The sequence below is a fragment of the Leptothoe sp. EHU-05/26/07-4 genome, assembly GCF_043421015.1.
Classification (GTDB): domain Bacteria; phylum Cyanobacteriota; class Cyanobacteriia; order Phormidesmidales; family Phormidesmidaceae; genus Leptothoe; species Leptothoe turfae.
This window is the reverse complement of sequence record NZ_JAXSQV010000003.1, coordinates 567834-586770: the sequence shown is the minus strand read 5'-3', so window position 1 is coordinate 586770 and position 18937 is coordinate 567834. Positions and strand designations below refer to the sequence as shown.

At 47.3% G+C, this 18937-nt stretch carries 14 protein-coding genes; 9 read left to right on the top strand and 5 right to left on the bottom strand.

Annotated features, from left to right (window positions below; translation table 11 throughout):
* Positions 1-145: 145 nt before the first annotated feature.
* Entirely contained in the window at positions 146-1102 is a 957-nt protein-coding gene (locus tag U2F10_RS10335) for an aldo/keto reductase (RefSeq protein ID WP_499871960.1), read from the bottom strand.
* 321 nt (positions 1103-1423) lie between these two features.
* Here U2F10_RS10335 and U2F10_RS10330 point away from each other — a divergent pair, with 321 nt between their 5' ends.
* The 5 genes from U2F10_RS10330 (at position 1424) to U2F10_RS10310 (ending at position 7075) form a co-directional block, all read left to right on the top strand.
* A complete protein-coding gene (locus U2F10_RS10330; RefSeq protein WP_499871958.1) occupies positions 1424-1864 on the top strand; it encodes a DUF1569 domain-containing protein in 441 nt (146 codons plus the stop codon).
* Between the two features lie 85 nt (positions 1865-1949).
* On the top strand, positions 1950-3713 hold the full coding sequence (locus tag U2F10_RS10325; protein ID WP_499871957.1) for a peroxidase family protein: 1764 nt from the start codon (positions 1950-1952) through the stop codon (positions 3711-3713).
* A gap of 307 nt (positions 3714-4020) precedes the next feature.
* Positions 4021-5106 (top strand): universal stress protein, encoded by a 1086-nt coding sequence (locus U2F10_RS10320; RefSeq protein WP_499871956.1) that lies wholly within the window; start codon positions 4021-4023, stop codon positions 5104-5106.
* Between the two features lie 127 nt (positions 5107-5233).
* Positions 5234-5719, top strand: a complete 486-nt coding sequence (locus U2F10_RS10315; RefSeq protein WP_006514376.1) for a hypothetical protein — start codon at positions 5234-5236, stop codon at positions 5717-5719.
* Positions 5720-5947: 228 nt separating this feature from the next.
* Positions 5948-7075, top strand: coding sequence for a mechanosensitive ion channel family protein (locus U2F10_RS10310; RefSeq protein WP_499871954.1), 1128 nt, complete (start codon positions 5948-5950; stop codon positions 7073-7075).
* 167 nt (positions 7076-7242) lie between these two features.
* On the opposite strand, the gene leuA is transcribed toward U2F10_RS10310, so the two are convergent.
* Positions 7243-8979: a 2-isopropylmalate synthase gene (leuA, locus tag U2F10_RS10305; protein ID WP_499871952.1), complete on the bottom strand. Its 1737-nt coding sequence runs from the start codon at positions 8977-8979 to the stop codon at positions 7243-7245.
* Between the two features lie 863 nt (positions 8980-9842).
* On the opposite strand from leuA, the gene U2F10_RS10300 reads away from it, so the two are divergent.
* Positions 9843-11063: an MFS transporter gene (locus tag U2F10_RS10300; RefSeq protein WP_163666457.1), complete on the top strand. Its 1221-nt coding sequence runs from the start codon at positions 9843-9845 to the stop codon at positions 11061-11063.
* A gap of 47 nt (positions 11064-11110) precedes the next feature.
* Here U2F10_RS10300 and rph read toward each other — a convergent pair whose 3' ends face one another.
* The gene (gene rph, locus U2F10_RS10295) at positions 11111-11833 is read right to left on the bottom strand and encodes a ribonuclease PH (protein WP_163666459.1); all 723 of its coding nucleotides are present in this window, start codon (positions 11831-11833) and stop codon (positions 11111-11113) included.
* Between the two features lie 453 nt (positions 11834-12286).
* On the opposite strand from rph, the gene U2F10_RS10290 reads away from it, so the two are divergent.
* Positions 12287-14710 carry a PAS domain S-box protein gene (locus tag U2F10_RS10290; protein WP_499871950.1) on the top strand — a complete coding sequence of 808 codons (2424 nt, stop codon included), beginning with the start codon at positions 12287-12289 and terminating at the stop codon, positions 14708-14710.
* A 203-nt stretch (positions 14711-14913) separates the two neighbouring features.
* Positions 14914-16596 carry a multicopper oxidase family protein gene (locus tag U2F10_RS10285; RefSeq protein ID WP_499871948.1) on the top strand — a complete coding sequence of 561 codons (1683 nt, stop codon included), beginning with the start codon at positions 14914-14916 and terminating at the stop codon, positions 16594-16596.
* Positions 16597-16679: 83 nt separating this feature from the next.
* Here U2F10_RS10285 and U2F10_RS10280 read toward each other — a convergent pair whose 3' ends face one another.
* Positions 16680-17009 carry a hypothetical protein gene (locus tag U2F10_RS10280; RefSeq protein WP_499871946.1) on the bottom strand — a complete coding sequence of 110 codons (330 nt, stop codon included), beginning with the start codon at positions 17007-17009 and terminating at the stop codon, positions 16680-16682.
* Between the two features lie 111 nt (positions 17010-17120).
* A complete protein-coding gene (locus U2F10_RS10275; protein WP_163661783.1) occupies positions 17121-17447 on the bottom strand; it encodes a hypothetical protein in 327 nt (108 codons plus the stop codon).
* Positions 17448-17716: 269 nt separating this feature from the next.
* On the opposite strand from U2F10_RS10275, the gene U2F10_RS10270 reads away from it, so the two are divergent.
* Positions 17717-18862: a PEP-CTERM sorting domain-containing protein gene (locus tag U2F10_RS10270; RefSeq protein ID WP_499871944.1), complete on the top strand. Its 1146-nt coding sequence runs from the start codon at positions 17717-17719 to the stop codon at positions 18860-18862.
* Positions 18863-18937 lie beyond the last annotated feature (75 nt).

Below are 18937 nucleotides of genomic sequence, written 5' to 3'. Positions count from 1 at the left end.
TCGTGCACTTAAGCACATCTCAATACAATGAAACCCTTGCAAACTATGAAAGCTGGACTTCAACAGCAAACCCTATTTAGATTACCTTTTGAGCAAGGGTAGTACCAATTGTTAATGCATGAAAATGGACGTTTACAGCGTTGAATCATAAATCCCATAGCGCCGCTAGGGTATACGGTCCACCGTCCACCTGCCAGAAAGTGCCGTCCACATAGCGACGGTTTAAATCTAGCTCGGCTATTGTCTGCATGTCGGCGGCAGTTAGCGACAAGTCAGCAGCGGCCAAATTTTGCTTAATACGGTCAGGATTAACTGACTTAGGAATCACTGCGGTGCCTCGCTGCATGGCCCAGCTCAGCAGTACTTGAGCGGGTGTGGCTCCATGGTGTTTAGCAATGGTTGCAATGGTTGGATTTTCCAACAGAACAGGTTCGTCATCGGCCTTCAAGCTATCAGGCCGATCCGCTGACCCCAACGGTGAATAGGCCGTCAGATAAATATTGTTTTCTTTGCAGAAATCCAGCATTGAGGTTTGCTGTAGGTAAGGATGCAGCTCAATCTGGTTCATTTCCGGCTTTAAGCGGGCGTTTTCCAGTAAATCCTGTAGTTTGGCCATACTGAAGTTAGACACCCCGATGTGACGGCATAGCCCCTCATCTGCCAAGACCTCCATTTCACTCCAGGTAATTAAAATGGGCAATACTTCCAGCGAAACTAATTTTTCGGGCGTCAGGGGAAACGTTGCCCCCTTTTTCAGGGCAACAGGCCAGTGGATAAGATACAGATCTAGATAATCTAATTGCAAATTTGAGAGGGTTTCTTTCAGGGCAGGCCGCACATCCTCCGGTGCATGGGAATCATTCCATAGCTTTGAGGTAATCCACATTTGCTCACGGGTGACCACGCCTTCACTAAATGATTCTGATAGAGCACGACCAACTTCGGCTTCGTTGCCATAGATGTGGGCACAGTCAATGTGGCGATACCCCGCTGCAATGGCTTCCTTAACAGCCTTATAGACGTCGCCAGGTGCAGACTTCCATGTGCCTAATCCTAAAATCGGCATCTGGTCGCCATTTTTAAATTTAAATGTAGTTACCATTTATCTGCTCCGAGCGATGAACATTTTCCATCCTGTCTTTTCATCAAAGTAGCAGGGAAAATTAAATTTGCGTCAAACTCAGCATTTAATCCTGTGATTAGGGGCCTTAACCTGCCTGATTTCAAGACGGCGTTGGCAGGCGATAATCACTAACATATTTTACTTTTACCCAACGCTGAAGCATCAAGTTGTAAAGCTAACGGCACGTTGCTATTGGAGTGATGTTAACGTCATGGGAGATTCTCACAACTCAACCTGGGTTGATGTTTAGAATCCTCCCAAAACTGAGACGCATGAATGAAATTTGGTAATAGGCCTACTATGTTAACAATTTCTTCAGCATTAGAAACTATAGCAAGCCTTAGCAATCGACCTCTACACAGTACAGGAGCATGGCAACCCTATGCAATTTTGACCCACTGTGCCCAGAGTGTTGAATGTTCCATGGTGGGATATCCCATACAACAACCTGAAATCTACAAAGCCACGGTTGGTAAGCTAGCTTTCACCCTTTTTTCTGCCCTCGGTGCCATGCAGCATCCCTTAGATGAACACATTCCTGGTGCCCCAGAATTGGAAGCACATGGCAATCTCAAAAAAGCTTTGGCTCGCTTAAAAAAAGCTTACATTGATTTTGACAACTACACAGATTCCCTGGCTCCTCATTTTATCTATGGAGACCTATCAAAACAAGACTATATCCGTGCCCATGTGATGCATTTAAATAATCACCTTGAGGAAATACGAGAATATTCAGCTTGATTCACCATCAGCATCCTTAAGGTTAATTCAATAACAATCCGAGCGCAATTACTGTTAGCCCCCTCGACGACTGGAGACTATTGTTATGTTTGATAATTTTTGGCACAAACTGCCGACTCCGCTGGCGTTGTTGCAGTTATTAAAGCTTCGCAATGATCTTAGGGAGAAAAATCTCCACGATACATCTCAGCTGCCTGATAGTGGTGAATTGCCCAAACCTCACCCCAGCTCTGATGGGAGTCACCTAACTGCTCGTACAGCAGACGGCAGCTTTAATGATTTGCAACAGCCCCAAATGGGTATGGCGGGTACCCGCTTTGGCCGTAATGTTGCACTGGGTGCCGTTGAAGCTGAAGCAGCCCCTAAGCTGATGACGCCAAATCCGCGTGAGGTCAGTCGCATATTGATGACGCGCGATCGCTTTCAGCCTGCCACCATTCTTAATCTGTTGGCTGCGGCCTGGATTCAGTTTGAAAACCATGATTGGTTTTCCCATGGTGATAATGAGCCTGACGATAAGCTAGAAATTCCTTTGGAGCCCAATGATCCGTGGCCAGAGGAGCATCGCCCCATGGCCGTTGGCAAGACGCTGGCAGACAAGTCTCGACCGGACGGTGCCAGACCCAAAACGTTTATCAATACGGTCACCCACTGGTGGGATGGCTCTCAGATCTATGGCAGCGACCCGGAAACGGTGGATAAATTGAGATCGCACGTCCATGGCAAACTCACTATTCAGGATGACGGTCTGTTACCTGTGGATCCCGAGACTGGCCTAGATGTCACCGGTTTTAACGATAACTGGTGGATTGGATTATCCATGTTGCACACTGTGTTCACCAAAGAACACAACGCTATTTGCGATCACCTAAAACAAGAATATTCCCATTGGTCCGACGATGTTCTCTTCAACCATGCCCGGTTGATCAATGCAGCACTAATGGCAAAAATCCACACCGTTGAGTGGACACCTGCGATTTTACCTCTGCCGGCAACGGATATTGCGCTGAATGTGAACTGGTCTGGTTTCCTAGGAGAAGACCTGAAGCAAGTTTTAGGCAGCGTCGGTGAAGGAGAACTCACTGATTTGTTGTCGGGGATTGTGGGGTCTGAGACGGACCACCACACCGCACCCTACTATTTAACTGAGGAATTTGCGTCTGTGTATCGCATGCACCCGCTGATTCCTGATGAACTCCAGTTTTATTCTCTAGATAATAATCGGCCATTACAAGCCGCCGACTTTTTCCAAATCTCAGGCAAACGCAGTCGGACATTGTTAGAATCAATCCCTATGCCGGACCTATACTATTCGTTTGGTATCGCCCATCCTGGTGAAATTAGTCTTCATAACTATCCGCGTTCCTTGCAGCAATTGGTGCGAGACAATGGTGAGGTCTTTGATCTGGCAGCAGTGGATATTTTACGCGATCGTGAACGGGGAGTGCCCCGCTACAATCGTTTCCGAGAGCTGATCGGTAGAACTCGTGTGAAATCCTTTGAGGAAATTAGCAGCAACAAACAATGGGTCGAAGAAATGCGTCGAGTCTACTACAACGACATCAACAGCGTAGACCTGATGGTCGGTCTGTTTGCTGAAGATAAACCTGAAGGCTTTGGCTTTAGCGATACCGCCTTCCGCGTGTTTATCCTCATGGCCTCTCGCCGCCTAAAAAGCGATCGGTTCTTTACCAAGGATTATAGGGCTGAAGTTTATACCCAGCTGGGCTTAGACTGGATTGCCAACAACACAATGGTAACTGTTCTACAGCGCCATTTTCCCACGCTAGCTCCAGCGTTGTACGATATTGACAATGCATTTAAACCTTGGCGTCGCATTAGCACCTAGGGTGCGGTGGGTCCTCAAGCTCTTTGCACTGCCACATAATCGCAAGGGTGGGTCAATCAGTATTGAGCCAGGAACTTCTCAATCATAGATAGCCCAATGATAGAGAGGCATGGATAATACTAGATATAAAGTCTCCTAATATAGACCGACAATCTAAAGAAAATATGGGGAAGAGTAACGTTGCCCAATGGCCCAACCAGTCTTTGCTACTCCTCATAAGTTCCTCAACTTGTTTTGTTACGATCAAGAAGGAAGAGATAAAAATCTTCCACATTTGTTGATCCAACAATATATCAGGAGAAAGCGAATGATTCGCAAAATTGTGGTTGGCTTGGATAGTTCTGATTTAGGGTTGAGGGCCTTACAAAAGGCGATCGCATCTGCACTTAGCTACAATGCAGAGCTAAAACTCGTTCATGTTTTAGTAGATAGCGAACCAGGCGCGCCAAAATTTAGTGGTTATTTTGGCGGACCTCTATACCCCAGCGTTAGCGCCACCGTAGTGGAATCCTACCAAGTTGCCTGGAATCAGTTTGTAGATCATTCGCAAGCTTTACTGAATCAGCAGATTGCCGATGCCCAAAATTATGGCATAGAAGCATCGGGCACCCTACTGTATGGCAATCCAGGCGCACGATTGTGTGAAGTCGCACAAACCTGGGAGGCCGACTTAATTATTGTGGGCAGTCGTGGCCTATCGGGAATGAGTGAATTTCTAATTGGCAGCGTTAGCAACTATGTGTTGCACCATGCTCCCTGCTCCGTTTTGGTCGTACATGCTAAGCAACAACCCGTTGAGGATATTCCGATTGCTCGCAAAAATGAGCAGACTGACACAGCATCCAGCGAGGGGCCCAAGCAGATTTTGGTGGCGCTGGACAAGTCAGAAATGGCTCAAAAGGCAATGAAAACTGCCATCGAACTGGCAAAGCTACATCAGGCTGAACTCAGGCTACTTCACGTCATTGACGAAGATGAACCAGGTTTGCCTCAAAAGCTGATTTTTAGCGATAGTCAATACATATCCCAACATAGTGAGCTCCTATTTGCAGAGTACCAGCAGGAATGGAACAAATTTGTCAGTGGCTGGTGGCAAACCTTACAACTCTATGTTGAAGAACTGGAAACTGAAGGTATTGAAGCCATTTGTGATGTCATGCAGGGACGCACGGGGCAGCAGATCTGTGAAGTCGCTAATGATTGGCCTGCCGATCTGATTGTCATGGGCTGTCGCGGATTGTCAGGGCTTAAAGAGTTACTAGTGGGTAGTGTCAGCTACTACGTCAGCCATCGAGCTCCCTGTGCTGTTTTCGTCAATCGACCTAAGTCATCTACGTCAACAAAGGCGCATCAAGAACAAGAAACACGCCAGGTCGCCCAAACTAGAGGGTAAATGGTGAAATTACTCCCGAACCAGGCTTAAACCGAGTTTGGGAGTAAGGTTCTTCATAATTTCCTCAACTTTCTCCACTAGCGTGAAATTATTGCTCAGACACAGGTGGCATCCATCAAGCACGCTTATGAGACCTGATGTAAAACCCAGACTCAATGTCCATGTAGGTTTACCTCGGATTGTCCTGATTAGCGCCTTTCGCGTCAGTATGGTCTGGGATTTGCTCACTACATTTTTAGGGAGCCTGCTCATTCTAAATGGTATTCATTTCATTGCCATTGGCTTAAGTCTAGTCGGTACTTTAATTGCAGGGGCCTTTAATTTCTCGACTCGTCCTATATGGGGACATAATCAAGGCAAACAGCGTGAAATTTACCTGCTAAGACTTGCTTGGATACTCGCTATTCTTTTTGACTTTTGGACATCATTTATCTGTAACGTCACCTACGTTGCCTTAGGACGATTTGAGTTAGGCCGAGCGGCTACCTGGGATTACATGGCTCGCATAACATGGGATCAGCATCTGATCGTCCTAGTGATCACCATCTTCACAGTTATGAGTCCGATGATGGTTGGCATCATTAGAAAGCGCAATCCTGAATTTTTAGCTTAGATTCGACTGCGGGGTGGTATCAAGGCAGAGCGGGAAGTTTTCCCAAGGATAGAATTCAATCGTCAGACGTCAGGACTTCACTAACGTCTAACGTCTGACTCCCCAGCCAGCCAAGCTTTTCTGGCGTAAGTTGATGCCTGGTAGGTGCAACTTGCCAAAGGCGATTGATCACGGTATCTATGAAATATCTATGTTTAGATAACTCTATTAAATCAATCGCTAACTGTTGTGAGTGCAGCCTTAAACGTCATTACTATTACCAATATCATTAGTGTTGTCGTACCCATTGTCATTATCTTGGGTGCGTTTTTTCTAGGAATAATTGTTGAACGTCAAGGGTTAAATCGCCTGCAGGCGCTCTCTTCCAGGATAGGTTGGGGTGGTGCTGATGTGATTATCAGCTCCCTCAAAGGATTAATCCTGTTTTGGTTTATTATTGGCGGTATTTTTGCAGCGATTCTGACGCTGCCCATTGACAATAATTTATTTCTCACAATTCAAAGGTGTCTCTTAGTAGCCGCTATTGCCTCTGGTACCTTAATCGTTGCCCGTTTATCTGTAGGCTTTGTCCGCTACTTTTCTGAGACAAAAGGGGCAGGTAATCTGACATCTCTATTTGAGATGCTGACCCAAATTGTGATTTTCACCTTTGGTGTACTGATCACACTGCAGTCCCTTGGCATTGCCATTACACCTTTACTCACAGCTTTGGGTATTGGTGGTGTTTCCCTTGGTCTAGCTTTTCAGAGTACCCTAACTAATTTTCTGTCAGGCTTAAACCTAGCCACATCTAATAAATTAAGGGTTGGGGACTTTATCCAGTTAGATTCTGGTGAAGAGGGATACGTGGTGGATATTGCCTGGCGGCACACTATCCTGCAAGACATTCGCGACAACATGGTAGTGGTACCCAATACCCGAATCCTCAATAATGTCTTCAAGAACTATGGTCTACCAGATAAAGAAGCTCTGATTATCCTTGAAGTGGGTATTAGCTACGATACGGATTTAGAGAAAGTAGAACAAGTCGCCCTTGAGATCGCCAATGAGGTGATGAATGACGTTGTTGGAGGCGTGCCCAATTCTGACCCCTGGATTCGCTTTAAAGAATTCGGTTACTTCGCGATCACCATGACGGTTTACCTGCGCATTCGCGAATATTTTGACCATCTGGTGGTGCGCCACGAGTTTATCAAACGGCTGCATAAGCGTTTTCGCAACGAAAATATTCCCATGCCGTTTCCGATTCAAACCTCGTTAATTCCTATTCCCCATGAGCAAACGCCAACCCCTAAGCGTAGTGCATTAAGCCATGATGGTCTGCCAGATCTACCCTTTTTAAATGACGAGCAGTAATCTCTTCGTGAACACAGTCACTCATACCAGTTTTTAGTCATTAGGTTTGAATGATAAAAGTCTTTCACAGTCACGTATTTGAGGTTGATGGTTGCAGTTAATTTTCTAGGGATTGATATTAGCCATCGTTCCCTAAGCTTTACTCAGGGAACGATGGCTGATGGTGATTAAACGCAGAGGCTAAGCGATTGCTGATCTTGCCCAGCTTGATCCTGTGCATTCAGTAAACGGTTAAGACCATTAAGCACAGCCAAGATTGAGGCTGTGGTGATGTTGCGATGGGTGCCCATGCCATAGCATGTCTGTGACGGCTCTGGGCCAGTGATGGCAACCAAGGCAATGGCCTCGGCACCACTCCCTGCATGCAGCGCCCGTTCCTCATAATCAGCAATCTCGATGTCAAAGCCCCTAAGCCGCAGAGCTGCCACTAGGGCATCGATGGGACCATTGCCAGCCCCTTGCAAACATAGCGGTTGGTTGTCGTAACTCACCTGCATCACTAGCTGTTGCACCTGGTCATTATCACCTGACGTTTCCAGGTGATGGGATTGATAGACAAATGGCCCCAATGGCCCCAATGGCCCCAATGGCCCCGGTGCTGCTCCATAGGTGTTACAAAACAACTGCCAAATCGCAGACGATGACATTTCGTCGCCAGTACTATCCATAACCTGCTGTACTATCTGGCTAAATTCCACCTGTAAAGCCTTGGGTAGAACAACGCCATAGTCTCGCTCTAGCAAGAAGGCAATGCCCCCCTTTCCTGACTGGCTGTTAACCCGCACAATGGCCTCATAGGAGCGACCCACATCTGCCGGGTCCATGTGAAAATAGGGAATCTCCCAGTAGTCCCCCGGCTGTCGTTGAGCAAATCCTTTTTTGATGGCATCTTGGTGAGACCCAGAAAAGGCTGTAAAGACCAAGTCACCCACATAGGGATGCCGTGGATGAATGGGTAGCTGGGTGCATCGCTTAACCACCTCGGCCACCTGATCTATTTGCGAAAAATCTAGGCCCGGATGAATGCCCTGGGTATAGAGATTCATCGCTAACGTCACCAAGTCCACATTGCCGGTACGTTCGCCATTGCCAAACAGACAGCCTTCCACTCGATCCGCCCCTGCCATTTGGGCCAGCTCTGCCGCTGCCACACTACAGCCTCGATCATTGTGGGGATGGACACTCAGGGCCACTGCATCACGGTAGTCTAACTGGCGATGCATCCATTCCACCTGATCGGCAAATATATTGGGTGTAGCGACTTCAACGCTGGCTGGTAAGTTAATAATCGCTTTGGCGTCGGGTGTGGGTTGCCACACGGCCAAGACTGCATTGCAAATATCTCGGGCAAAGGGTAGTTCAGTGGATGTAAAAACTTCAGGAGAGTATTGAAATCGCCAGACCGTTTCTGGTTGTTGTTGGGCCAGCTGCCGAATCAGGGTGGCAGCCGACACAGCTAGTTCAATGGTTTCTGTCTTATTGTTGCCAAAGACAACGCGGCGAAATACGGGAGCTGTCGCATTATACACATGGACAATTGCCTGTTTAGCTCCTCGCAATGCTTCAAATGTTCGACGGATAAGCGATTCCCTTGCCTGGGTGAGGACTTGTATGGTGACATCTGCGGGGATCCGATCTTCTTCAATCAGTCGTCGGACAAACTCAAATTCTGTTGCCGAGGCTGATGGAAACCCTACTTCAATTTCTTTAAAGCCAATGCGCACCAACAGTTCAAAGAAGTGCAGCTTTTGCTCAATCGACATGGGTTGGGCCAGGGCCTGGTTGCCGTCACGTAAATCGGTGCTGAGCCATGTGGGGGCTTTGGTAATGGTGCAACTGGGCCAGGTGCGGTCAATCTGAATCGGTTGAAACGGACGGTATTTGTGGGCAGGATGCTTCAACATAATGGTTTTTGTGAGTGCTTAATGGTTGGTTGTTTAATTCCTTTTCTCGGGAAGAGCATGCAAAGGATGCTGTTGCGTTTCCCTCTTGGGAGGGGTGCCCAACGGGCGGTGTGGGTAAAGTCTGCGAGCAACAATGTTTACAGGCAAAAAGACTTAAACCTCTCAAGCCACAACAATTCCTTTAAAGAGCAGAAGGATTGATGTTGAGAGCTCGAAAAATTGCGCAAGGGACAACCCACCCCGGAGCCCCTCCCATGAGGGGATAGGGTATCGATAGACGTGGGAGATTTTGGAGATAGGCAGGCTAGGGAGACAACCTAAGAGAACGCTTTCATTTCAGCAATGGGGCTCTTCCAAAAGTGGAAGAACCTGGGTGAAATGGTCGTCCTATGATTTCAGGTATGACATCCAAAACTCAAAGATTCTCGTATATCAGAAACGTTGGGTAATGGATGGGTTAGAAAAAGCCTGCCTATCGTATGGATTGGGGTGAAATCTAGTTAGTATGCGCCAGGCGCAGCAGCAGTCCTAGCCCACCGAGGCTAGTTAGACTGTGTAGTGATAGCTGCTTGACTGCGTTCATGACAAGAAAAGTTTGTGAAAAACTCAATGACGAGATTCTAGCTTACTCTTTTTTAGACCGTCAACTAAATTATTGGATGGTTATTGGTTCCTGGTTCTTAGTTCTTGGCTGCTCATTCTTTGTTTTGAGGCATTGTCTCCCATAGTTTGTTAATGACTTAACGTGTCTAACTTAACTAACTAAGAACTAAAAACTAGTAACTCAAAACAATTCCTGATTAGCGCTTAACCAGGCATCCTGATATTCTAACAAGGTTACAAAACTTTACGTCTTTGCTTTTATGGCTGCCAAGTCGCGCCTGCCGCTGCAGTTTTGGATTGTCACGTTGGTGGCGTTCATTAACTCCGTCAGTTTTACCATCATTATTCCAACGCTGTACCCCTATGCTAAAGAGTTTGGTCTCAGTGATCTGGCGGCGAGTCTGCTGACCACGGCGTTTTCCTTGTCTCAGTTTTTGGGTACCCCGATTCTGGGGCGGCTATCGGATCGCATTGGGCGTAAGCCGTTGTTGGTAATTAGCTTATTGGGCACGGTGGTGGCTAACCTGCTGGCGGCGGTCAGTCCCTTTGCCTGGTGGCTGTATCTGGCCAGGATGCTGGATGGTCTAACAGGGGGTAATAATTCTGTAGCCCAGGCGGTGGTCAGCGATATTACAACCCCGGAGCAGCGGACCCAAGCTTTTGGAATTTTTGGCGGCATATTTCGACTGGGGTTTGTCGTGGGGCCGCCACTGGCCTATTTTGCCCAGACGTTACCCCCGATACCGGGTATCACGCCTTTGGGTATGAGTTTTATGGTGTCAGCCCTGATGGCCCTGGTGGCAGCGATTCTCTGTTTTGCGGTATTGCCGGAAACACGGCCATCGTCAGAGTGCGATCGCAAACTCAACCTGTCCCTAAATGACTTTGGTTTTGGCCGCCTGGCCACCTCCTTCCGCAAACCGTTGGTCGGTCGCATTTTCCTGATGACCTTTCTCAATGGGGCCACATTCACCGTATTTACCTTTGCGTTTCAGCCCTTCTTCTTAACGGTGCTGGGGCAAGATACCAAGAATCTGGCATTTGCGTTTGTATTCTTTGGCGTTCTAGCGTTTTTATCCCAGGTGTTCTTATTAGGGCCTCTGCGGAAACGGATGAATCTTGTCACACTGCTGGTGACTGCCCTGATTATGCGGGGAATTTTGCTGATTCTTTATCCGTCGTTCCCTACCATTGAAGCGTTCTGGGTATTGCTATTCTTCTTTGGTATTGTCAATGCATTTCCGATGCCGCTGATCGATTCACTCCTGTCGCTACGCACGTCTAAAGATGAACAGGGTGAAGCCCTCGGTACCAATTCTTCTTACCTGAGTATGGCCAATGCCATCGGCCCTGCTGTTTCCGGCGTACTGGTCACCTTTGGGTATGGCATGCCTTTTTTGGTGGCAGGTGGGTTAACTATAGCGATCGCAATCTTTGCGTTTTCCCTAAATTTGCCAGACAACAAAGCCCCGGCAGTGTGATCAATGAATAGAACCAGCGGATGGGCATTGCCCATCCGCCGATTAAATTAATCTTGCAATAGCGCTTCTTTTTGCAGCACCATCAGCTGCTTAATGCCCACTTCTGCATAATCCAGCATCTGATTTAGCTGTTGACGATTAAAGCTTTCAGCCTCAGCAGTTCCCTGCACTTCGATGTACCCCAATTCCCCATTGAGCACCACATTAAAATCAATGTCGGCTGCAACATCTTCTGGATAATTGAGGTCGAGAAACGCATCGCCTTCTAACAGACCGACAGAAACAGCAGCAATCTGATGCTTTAAAGGTGAGCTTTGCAGGGTGTTTTTGGCCATGAGTGTGGCGATCGCATCTTCTAAGGCCACATAAGCCCCCGTGATCGCCGTCGTGCGAGTACCGCCATCAGCTTGGATCACATCCGCATCTACCGTCAGCGTTATTTCCCCTAACGCCTCTAAGTCTAGGGCAGCCCGCAAACTGCGACCGATCAGCCGCTGAATCTCTTGGGTACGACCCGATAGTTTCATCAGCTCACGCCTTGTCCGGGTGTGGGTGGCACTGGGCAACATCCGATATTCTGCCGTGAGCCAACCTTGTCCTGAGTCCTTCAGCCAGCGAGGCACGTCTTCAGACGCTGACACCGTACATAGCACTTGAGTATTGCCGCAGTGGGCTAAGACTGACCCAGCCGCATAACGGGTAAAACGTCGCTCGAACTTAACTGGACGCAGTTCATTCGGTTGCCGACCATCAGGACGCTGCCAAACCATAGTGTCAATGCTCTGTATAACTATTTTCCAACATACCTAGTCTGCCGGAGTGTTGAGAACTTACCACCAGTTTTTTTAGGGTTTGCTTAGATGTCCTTACAAAAATACTTTTATCAAAGAATTATCAGATTTGTTCGCTAATTACCTGAAAAATATAGAGCGATGGAACCTAACTACCTCAGATCATCGTCTTAATAGAAACATGTCGGCATTGCCCCCTCTGCTAAAGCCCATTAAACATCTATGTTTTCTAAGTGATTGGGCTTTAAATCTGCTGCCTATTGCAAATAGGCAATCCCTCCTTAAGAACCTCTTGGCTGTCAAACCACATTGAGGTGATGATTATATTTGCGATAGGGAACTATTGAAAAATGAGTGCTTTGCAGTAAAACTGCTAGTACCCAATGTGTAATAAAACCGTATGACAGGCCCACAGAGCTATCGAAATCACCCATGTTGGATAGTGGTAAAATCCTAACTGTTGACGATAGACCTGAGAACTTAGAGGTACTCACAGAGGTCTTAGCTTCAGCTGGGTATACGGTAGCAGCATCCATTAGTGGCGAGCGGGCTATCCACCGTTTACGGTCTTTTGTGCCAGACCTGATCCTGCTGGATATTGAAATGCCAGGACTTGACGGCTTCGAGACTTGTCAACAAATTAAAGCCAATCCCAGTACATCCCACATTCCCGTTATTTTTATTACGGCCCTATCAGATACTGAAAGTATTGTCAAAGGCTTTTCAGTGGGAGCAGTTGACTTTATTAGTAAACCATTTCAAGAACCGGAATTATTAGCCAGGGTTGCCACTCATTTACAACTAAGGCATGTTAATCAGCTCTATGAATTAGAACAGAAAAAAACAGAAGAACTGACTAAACTCAATAACAAACTTCTGCTGACTCAGTTTTCAGTTGATAATGCAGCCAACGGCATCGTTTGGCTGGATGAAGATGCTAAATGTTTCTACGCTAACACAGCGGCTTGCAACATCCTGGAGTACTCATCTGAAGAACTCACAACCTTATCAGTACCCGATATTGACATTAATTTCTCGCTGAAGCATTGGAAAAAGCTTTGGAATACCATTAAACAGAAACAAAGCGTTTCTCTTGAATCTCAACACCTCACCAAGAGTGGGCGGGTTTATTCAGCTGAAATCACGGTTAACTATCTTTCTTTTGCAGAACGAGAATGCAGTGTTGTTGTGTTTCGTGACATTAGCGATCGCAAACGGGTTGAAGCTGAACTTCAGTTAAGTCAGGCCCGTACCCAGGCAGCATTTGAGCAAGCGGCTGTGGGCTTTGCTGAAGCCAACATGACCACTCAAAAATTTACGAATGTCAATACACTCTTTTGCCAAATGATCGGCTATAGCCGAGAAGAGTTATTGCAGATGACATTTGGTGATCTCACCTATCCAGAGGATATCCAAGCGTCTCGTCAAGCGATGGAACGTCTGTATAGCGGGGAGGTAGATAGTTTCACCCTGGAAAAGCGATATCTACGTAAAGATCGTACCTATTTTTGGGCAGAGACAACCGTCTATTTGGTCAAACTGCAGGGGGAGCATGCGATCTATACCTTAGGTCTAATTCAGGATATCAGTGAGCGTAAAGCCACTGAAAAAGCACTGAGCCTGGCCAAGTTTGCCATTGATCATACTGCTACCAGCTGCTTTTGGGTGAATAAGGATGGACATTTTCTCTCGGTCAACAAAGCGGCCTGTCAAAAATTGGGCTACTCTCAAGCAGAATTAACCACCATGTCGGTGTGGGATATTACCCCCACATTTTCTCAACGTGAATGGCCTGCCCATTGGCAAGCCCTCAAAGAGCGTCATTACCAACGGTTGGAAACGTTTCACCAAACGAAGGATGGGCATATATTTCCAGTGGAAGTTGTTGCTAACTTTTTAGAGTTTGAAGGCGAACAGTACAATTTTGCACGGGCAATCGATATTACCGAGCGCAAAGCGGCTGAAGTCAAAATAAATCAACAGAATCAAGAATTGGAACAGGCGCTCAGACAGCTGCAAAACACTCAGCTACGGCTGATTCAACAGGAAAAAATGTCCGCCCTCGGCAATTTAGTGGCAGGTGTTGCCCATGAAATCAATAATCCAGTTGGTTTTGTCGGTGGCAATGTTACTGAGCTCAAACGCGCGCTATCGGATCTGATAGAACATCTAACCCTCTATCGTCAACAGGCCCCTACGGAGAAAATAGTTGCCCATGCTGCCGCCGTTGAACTGGATTACCTATTAGAGGATGTTCCTAAAATGCTGACATCGATGGAAACGGGATGCGATCGCATTCGTAACATTAGTGTTAGTCTGCGCTCATTTGCCCGTGCCGATAAAGAAACCAAGGTCGCCTTTAATTTACACGAGGGCCTGGATAGTACCCTACTAATTCTCAAACACCGCCTGAAGGCTAATAAACAACGGCCAGCCATTCAGGTGCATAAGCATTACGGTACCTGTCCTGAAATCACTTGCTTTCCAGGGCAGTTAAACCAGGTCTTTATGAACCTTTTGGCCAATGCCATTGACGCACTAGACGAAAAAAGCCAATACCAAGATTACGCAGCCCTGGAAACCACCCCTAACCAGATCACCATTAAGACCGAATTCAACCAGGGGAAAATCATCATCCATTTTATTGATAATGGCGCAGGCATGCCTGAGGACATTAAGTCGCAGATTTTTGATCACCTCTATACTACAAAAGAGATTGGCAAAGGAACCGGCCTGGGGCTAGCCATTGTGCAACAAATTGTTGTCGAAACCCACGGCGGGCAAATTACGGTTAACTCTGCCCCTAATCAAGGTACAGAATTTACGCTGACTCTACCGACCTCTGTAACGGAGTGATACCGCTAAAGATTGAGTTTTCTCAATTTTTCTACGCCATTGTGCCCATAAGCGGTTAAAACAGGCATATAAGACAGCAAACCATCTCTAGACCTGTAGTTTTTTGTAAATGAAAACTACAAGTCTAGATGTGGTTTGGTTTTGGCTCAGGGTTAATTTTTATCCCCTATAGAAACAAATCTAAAAATACAGTGGAGGGTCAGATGGACTTCACACGACGGGATGCGTTGCGACTAGGACTACTGGGTGCTGGCAGCTTATTTGCTTGGGGTCGAGGCGGCTATGCCCTGGCCGCTGCTGGAGACTGTGTCCCCCATGGCATGGGAGAACCGCCAGGACCTTTCATCACTCCTCGTTTTAGTCCTGATCTTCCTCTTTTTGATCGTCCTTTTGAACCTATGCAGGTGCTGCCGTCTAAGTCAGTCACATCTGGCTTAGATGGCTATACCATCACCATGCAAAAATCCCAGGTGGAGATTTTACCCGGTAAACCAACCACCATGTGGACCTATAACGGGCAAGTGCCAGGGCCACTGATTCGACAACGCCAAGATACGGGGTCTGTAGTACGTTTTGTTAATCAGCTGGGCAATGATGATCAGGGCAGGGGCATCAGCACCGTCATTCATCTACACGGTGTAGCATCGTTACCTCAATACGATGGGTATGCCGAAGATATTATTCCAACCCAGCACTATAAAGACTATTATTACCCTAACGATAGAGCCGCTACATTCTGGTATCACGATCACGTTATTGAGCACACGGCCCGCAATGTCTACATGGGTTTAGCCGGCATGTACATTGTTGAATACGACGCCCAAGACTTCTGTAATCCGGATGACCAACAACTGCTCCCCCAAGGAGACTATGACATTCCCCTAATTATTCAAGATAAGCGTCTGACCCCCGAGGGTGAGCTTGTATTCAACGACAGAGCCCATCGAGGCATTTATGACGATGTTGTTCTGGTTAACGGTGTACCCTGGCCCAGGCTAGCGGTGAAAAATCGTAAATACCGGTTTCGAGTCTTAAATGGCGGCCCATCACGCACCTTAAGTTTAGAGGCTCGGGTCAAACATAGCGATGGTTCCCTGGAGCCCGTGATGTTACAGGTGATTGCCAGTGACTCCGGCTTATTGAGTGCCCCCGTTACCACGGATAACCTGCGGGTAGGGGTGGCTGAACGGTATGAGTTTGTGATTGATTTTGCCGACTATGCAGGTAAAGAGGTACTGCTAGTCAACCCAATTTTCTTTGGCAACATAGACGGTAACCTGCGCAGCACTCAGATCATGTGCTTCCAGGTGAGTGGAGGAGCCCAAGACAATCCTCCATTACCAGAGCGGCTGACAACATTGACCCCCATGGCAACCCTATTATCCGAAGTGAAAGCGGAACGGAACTTCCGATTTGATCGAGCTGGTCGCTGGTTGATTAACGGTAAAGCCTGGGACCCCCATCGAGTCGATGCCTTTGTTGACCCCTGTGCCACGGAAATTTGGCGATTCACCGCAACCGGGGGTTGGGTCCATCCCATCCATATTCATTTGGGTCACTTCCGTTTACTGAGCCGCAGCCGTACTCCGGTTGCCCCCTATGAGCAGGGGCAAAAAGACACATTCTTTGTCAATGACTTTGAAACGGTGGAAATGATTGGTCGCTTTGGCCCCCACGAAGGCAAATACATGATCCATTGCCACAATCTGGTGCATGAAGATCATGACATGATGACTCAGTTCCAGGTGGGAAGCAACGGCTGTGAACCCTGTGCCGAGCCCGCCAAGCCATTACCAGCGCCAGCTAACTTTGATGCTCCACAATGTGTGCCTCCCCCTGAATGTGTCGTCGAGATGGACAATGGCGGCGCAGCCACCTGTGGATAAGGGATAATTGATAAATACTTGTAGGGGTAGTGCCTCGTGCCTACCCCAAACAACTTGTGACTATCTTGCAATATTCGATCTATCTATTTAGCTCGATGGTCACCGGCATCAAATCGTTTAAGTGCCTTCATATCGTAGGGGTTAAACGGTTTAGACTGAGAGCGCTCAGACGATTGCTGCTCAGTTGTTGTCTGTTTAGGGGGTGTTTTCTCAGCAGCAGGCTGCGTGTCTTGTTGATTAGTATTCTTTTGACTGGGTTGTTCTTGGGGAACGTTGGCAGAAGATGTTTCCATTTGAGCGATCCAGTGTGTTGTCAGTGTGGCGTCAGGCGAAGCGAAGGCCCACTGGGGACCCAAAAACACAGCTACTCCCATAATTCCGATTAAACAGAGAAGAACGAGTTTTTTCACCATGGCCGTTCACCGGATACAGAAACAGCTGGGCTTAGCCATCATGCCTCGATCTTATGCAGTGTTTTTATCCCCCACGGCATCTTGTTACAAAGCTTACGCTTGCTTAGAAGGTTATTGGACGATGGGCGCGAGCATCATCAGTTCAGCATTGCCATCATCGGCTACGGCAGGCTGCAACAGATCGAAGAGATCAGGATATTGCTCGGCAATTTCTTGTTCGGTTAATGCAGCGTTTAGAACGGCACCTGACTCGTCAGCGACTGAGTAAAGGTATCCCTCGGGGTGGGAGGTGATCGTTACGGTGCGATCGCGAAGTTGAAGTTGAGCCACCACCGGCATCGTCTCAGGCTGACGTGTCACATCTTCTGCTAACGCTAACCCGGTCAAACCAGTTACAGATACAGCCGTCAATAGGGCTGCCATTGCAAATCGAGCCATCAAACTGACCTCCCACATATGAACATGCTCCAAGCCTATCGCAATCCTTTAGGAATGGCGGGAGGTTACGAACAGCGAGTGCTGTGTCAAAGCGAAAAATATGTAATGAACTGCAACTGTAACGAACAGTAACAGTCGTCGTTTAACTAAAGCTTCAGGAAAAACCAGGAATAACTTCTAAATAACTTCAAAGTAATTTAGTTACGCTAAAGGCGAATATGGGGACACCTGGAAACCGTAATCTGCTTTTACGTGGAGACGTGAGCACTTTGAATAAGATAATCATTACTGCTGGAGCCACCCTTTCAGCCATAGGCCTAATAGCTGGTGCACCTGCCCATGCAAGCACCCTATCTTTTAATTTTCAGCTAGATACATCTGCCGACGTAGGAGTTAGCCCATTTTTAGCAGGGCTCACATGGGCGGGCGTTACCTTACCAGACAGTTTTAATATTGATGCAGATGATGTTACAGGCAGTTTCATCGTTTTAGATGACCCCGATCAATTTACCGATGGTGAGATCGAGCTTGGCTATGACTTTATCGGTGCGGCACTAGGTAATTCCTACGAAGCCACACTGGACTCTTTGCTGGGTGACTTTGAACTGACATCTGAGCAAGCTCTACAGTCCATTGATGATCTCTTTACCATCACTCAATTTACTGGCAAAGGCATCCTCAAGTCTGAATCTTTTGACGTAGCGGGTAACCCCAAGAATCCTAGCCCGTTTAATATCACCTACGACAATCAGGCCAATTCTGTGCTCATTAATGGTTATTCAGAGAAGGTAGCCAGTAGCTGTTTGTTAGCTGACTGTAGCCTAACGGGGAATGTTAGCTATGGCATCGGTGTTGTGCTCAGCGAATTGGTTACCGTTACGGGTGATTTGCTCGCTAATTCTGCAATTGAATTTAGTGAAGACACCAGCAATGCTATCCGTGGTCTCCGCCAGGCTGCATTACTTGTGCAGCAGATCAATCCATCCTTAGAAACCTTGAGTCTGGCAACGGTCAACACTACTTTTGCCGCCAACACTGAGTTTCTAAGCTTCAATCCCAATGGTTCAGCGGATGACATATCGTTTGATGTCACTGGGGGCACACTGAGTGCCAGGGCAACAACGGATGGTCAGGAAGAGCAGCTTTTTACTAGAGCTTATGCCACCGAGGAAGAGGCCACTAAGGAAGAGGTCACCGCGACCGAAAACTGGACTGCCACAAAGTCAACTTCAACGGCCACACTAACTGGTGTAACGTCTTCACCCACGACCTCTGTATCATCAAGTACTCCACAGCTATTGGCCACAGTTGATGATAGCGATGTGCAGGATGTGCCAGAGCCGTCAATTGTTCTAGGTTTCTTAGGGACTGCTGCCTGGATGGCTAAGCGGAACCGTAGGAAAACGATTGCTTAATCAAGTTTTACAATCAGGGCGGATATACCAATTACAAAAACTTCTTTGGGGGCGCACAGTCTGTGCGCCCTTTTC

Coding starts and splice junctions, on each gene's coding strand:
- U2F10_RS10335 (WP_499871960.1), bottom strand. CDS start 1,102: ATGGTAACTACATTTAAATTTAAAAATGGCGACCAGATGCCGATTTTA.
- U2F10_RS10330 (WP_499871958.1), top strand. CDS start 1,424: ATGTTAACAATTTCTTCAGCATTAGAAACTATAGCAAGCCTTAGCAAT.
- U2F10_RS10325 (WP_499871957.1), top strand. CDS start 1,950: ATGTTTGATAATTTTTGGCACAAACTGCCGACTCCGCTGGCGTTGTTG.
- U2F10_RS10320 (WP_499871956.1), top strand. CDS start 4,021: ATGATTCGCAAAATTGTGGTTGGCTTGGATAGTTCTGATTTAGGGTTG.
- U2F10_RS10315 (WP_006514376.1), top strand. CDS start 5,234: ATGAGACCTGATGTAAAACCCAGACTCAATGTCCATGTAGGTTTACCT.
- leuA (WP_499871952.1), bottom strand. CDS start 8,979: ATGTTGAAGCATCCTGCCCACAAATACCGTCCGTTTCAACCGATTCAG.
- U2F10_RS10300 (WP_163666457.1), top strand. CDS start 9,843: ATGGCTGCCAAGTCGCGCCTGCCGCTGCAGTTTTGGATTGTCACGTTG.
- rph (WP_163666459.1), bottom strand. CDS start 11,833: ATGGTTTGGCAGCGTCCTGATGGTCGGCAACCGAATGAACTGCGTCCA.
- U2F10_RS10290 (WP_499871950.1), top strand. CDS start 12,287: ATGTTGGATAGTGGTAAAATCCTAACTGTTGACGATAGACCTGAGAAC.
- U2F10_RS10285 (WP_499871948.1), top strand. CDS start 14,914: ATGGACTTCACACGACGGGATGCGTTGCGACTAGGACTACTGGGTGCT.
- U2F10_RS10280 (WP_499871946.1), bottom strand. CDS start 17,009: ATGGTGAAAAAACTCGTTCTTCTCTGTTTAATCGGAATTATGGGAGTA.
- U2F10_RS10275 (WP_163661783.1), bottom strand. CDS start 17,447: ATGGCTCGATTTGCAATGGCAGCCCTATTGACGGCTGTATCTGTAACT.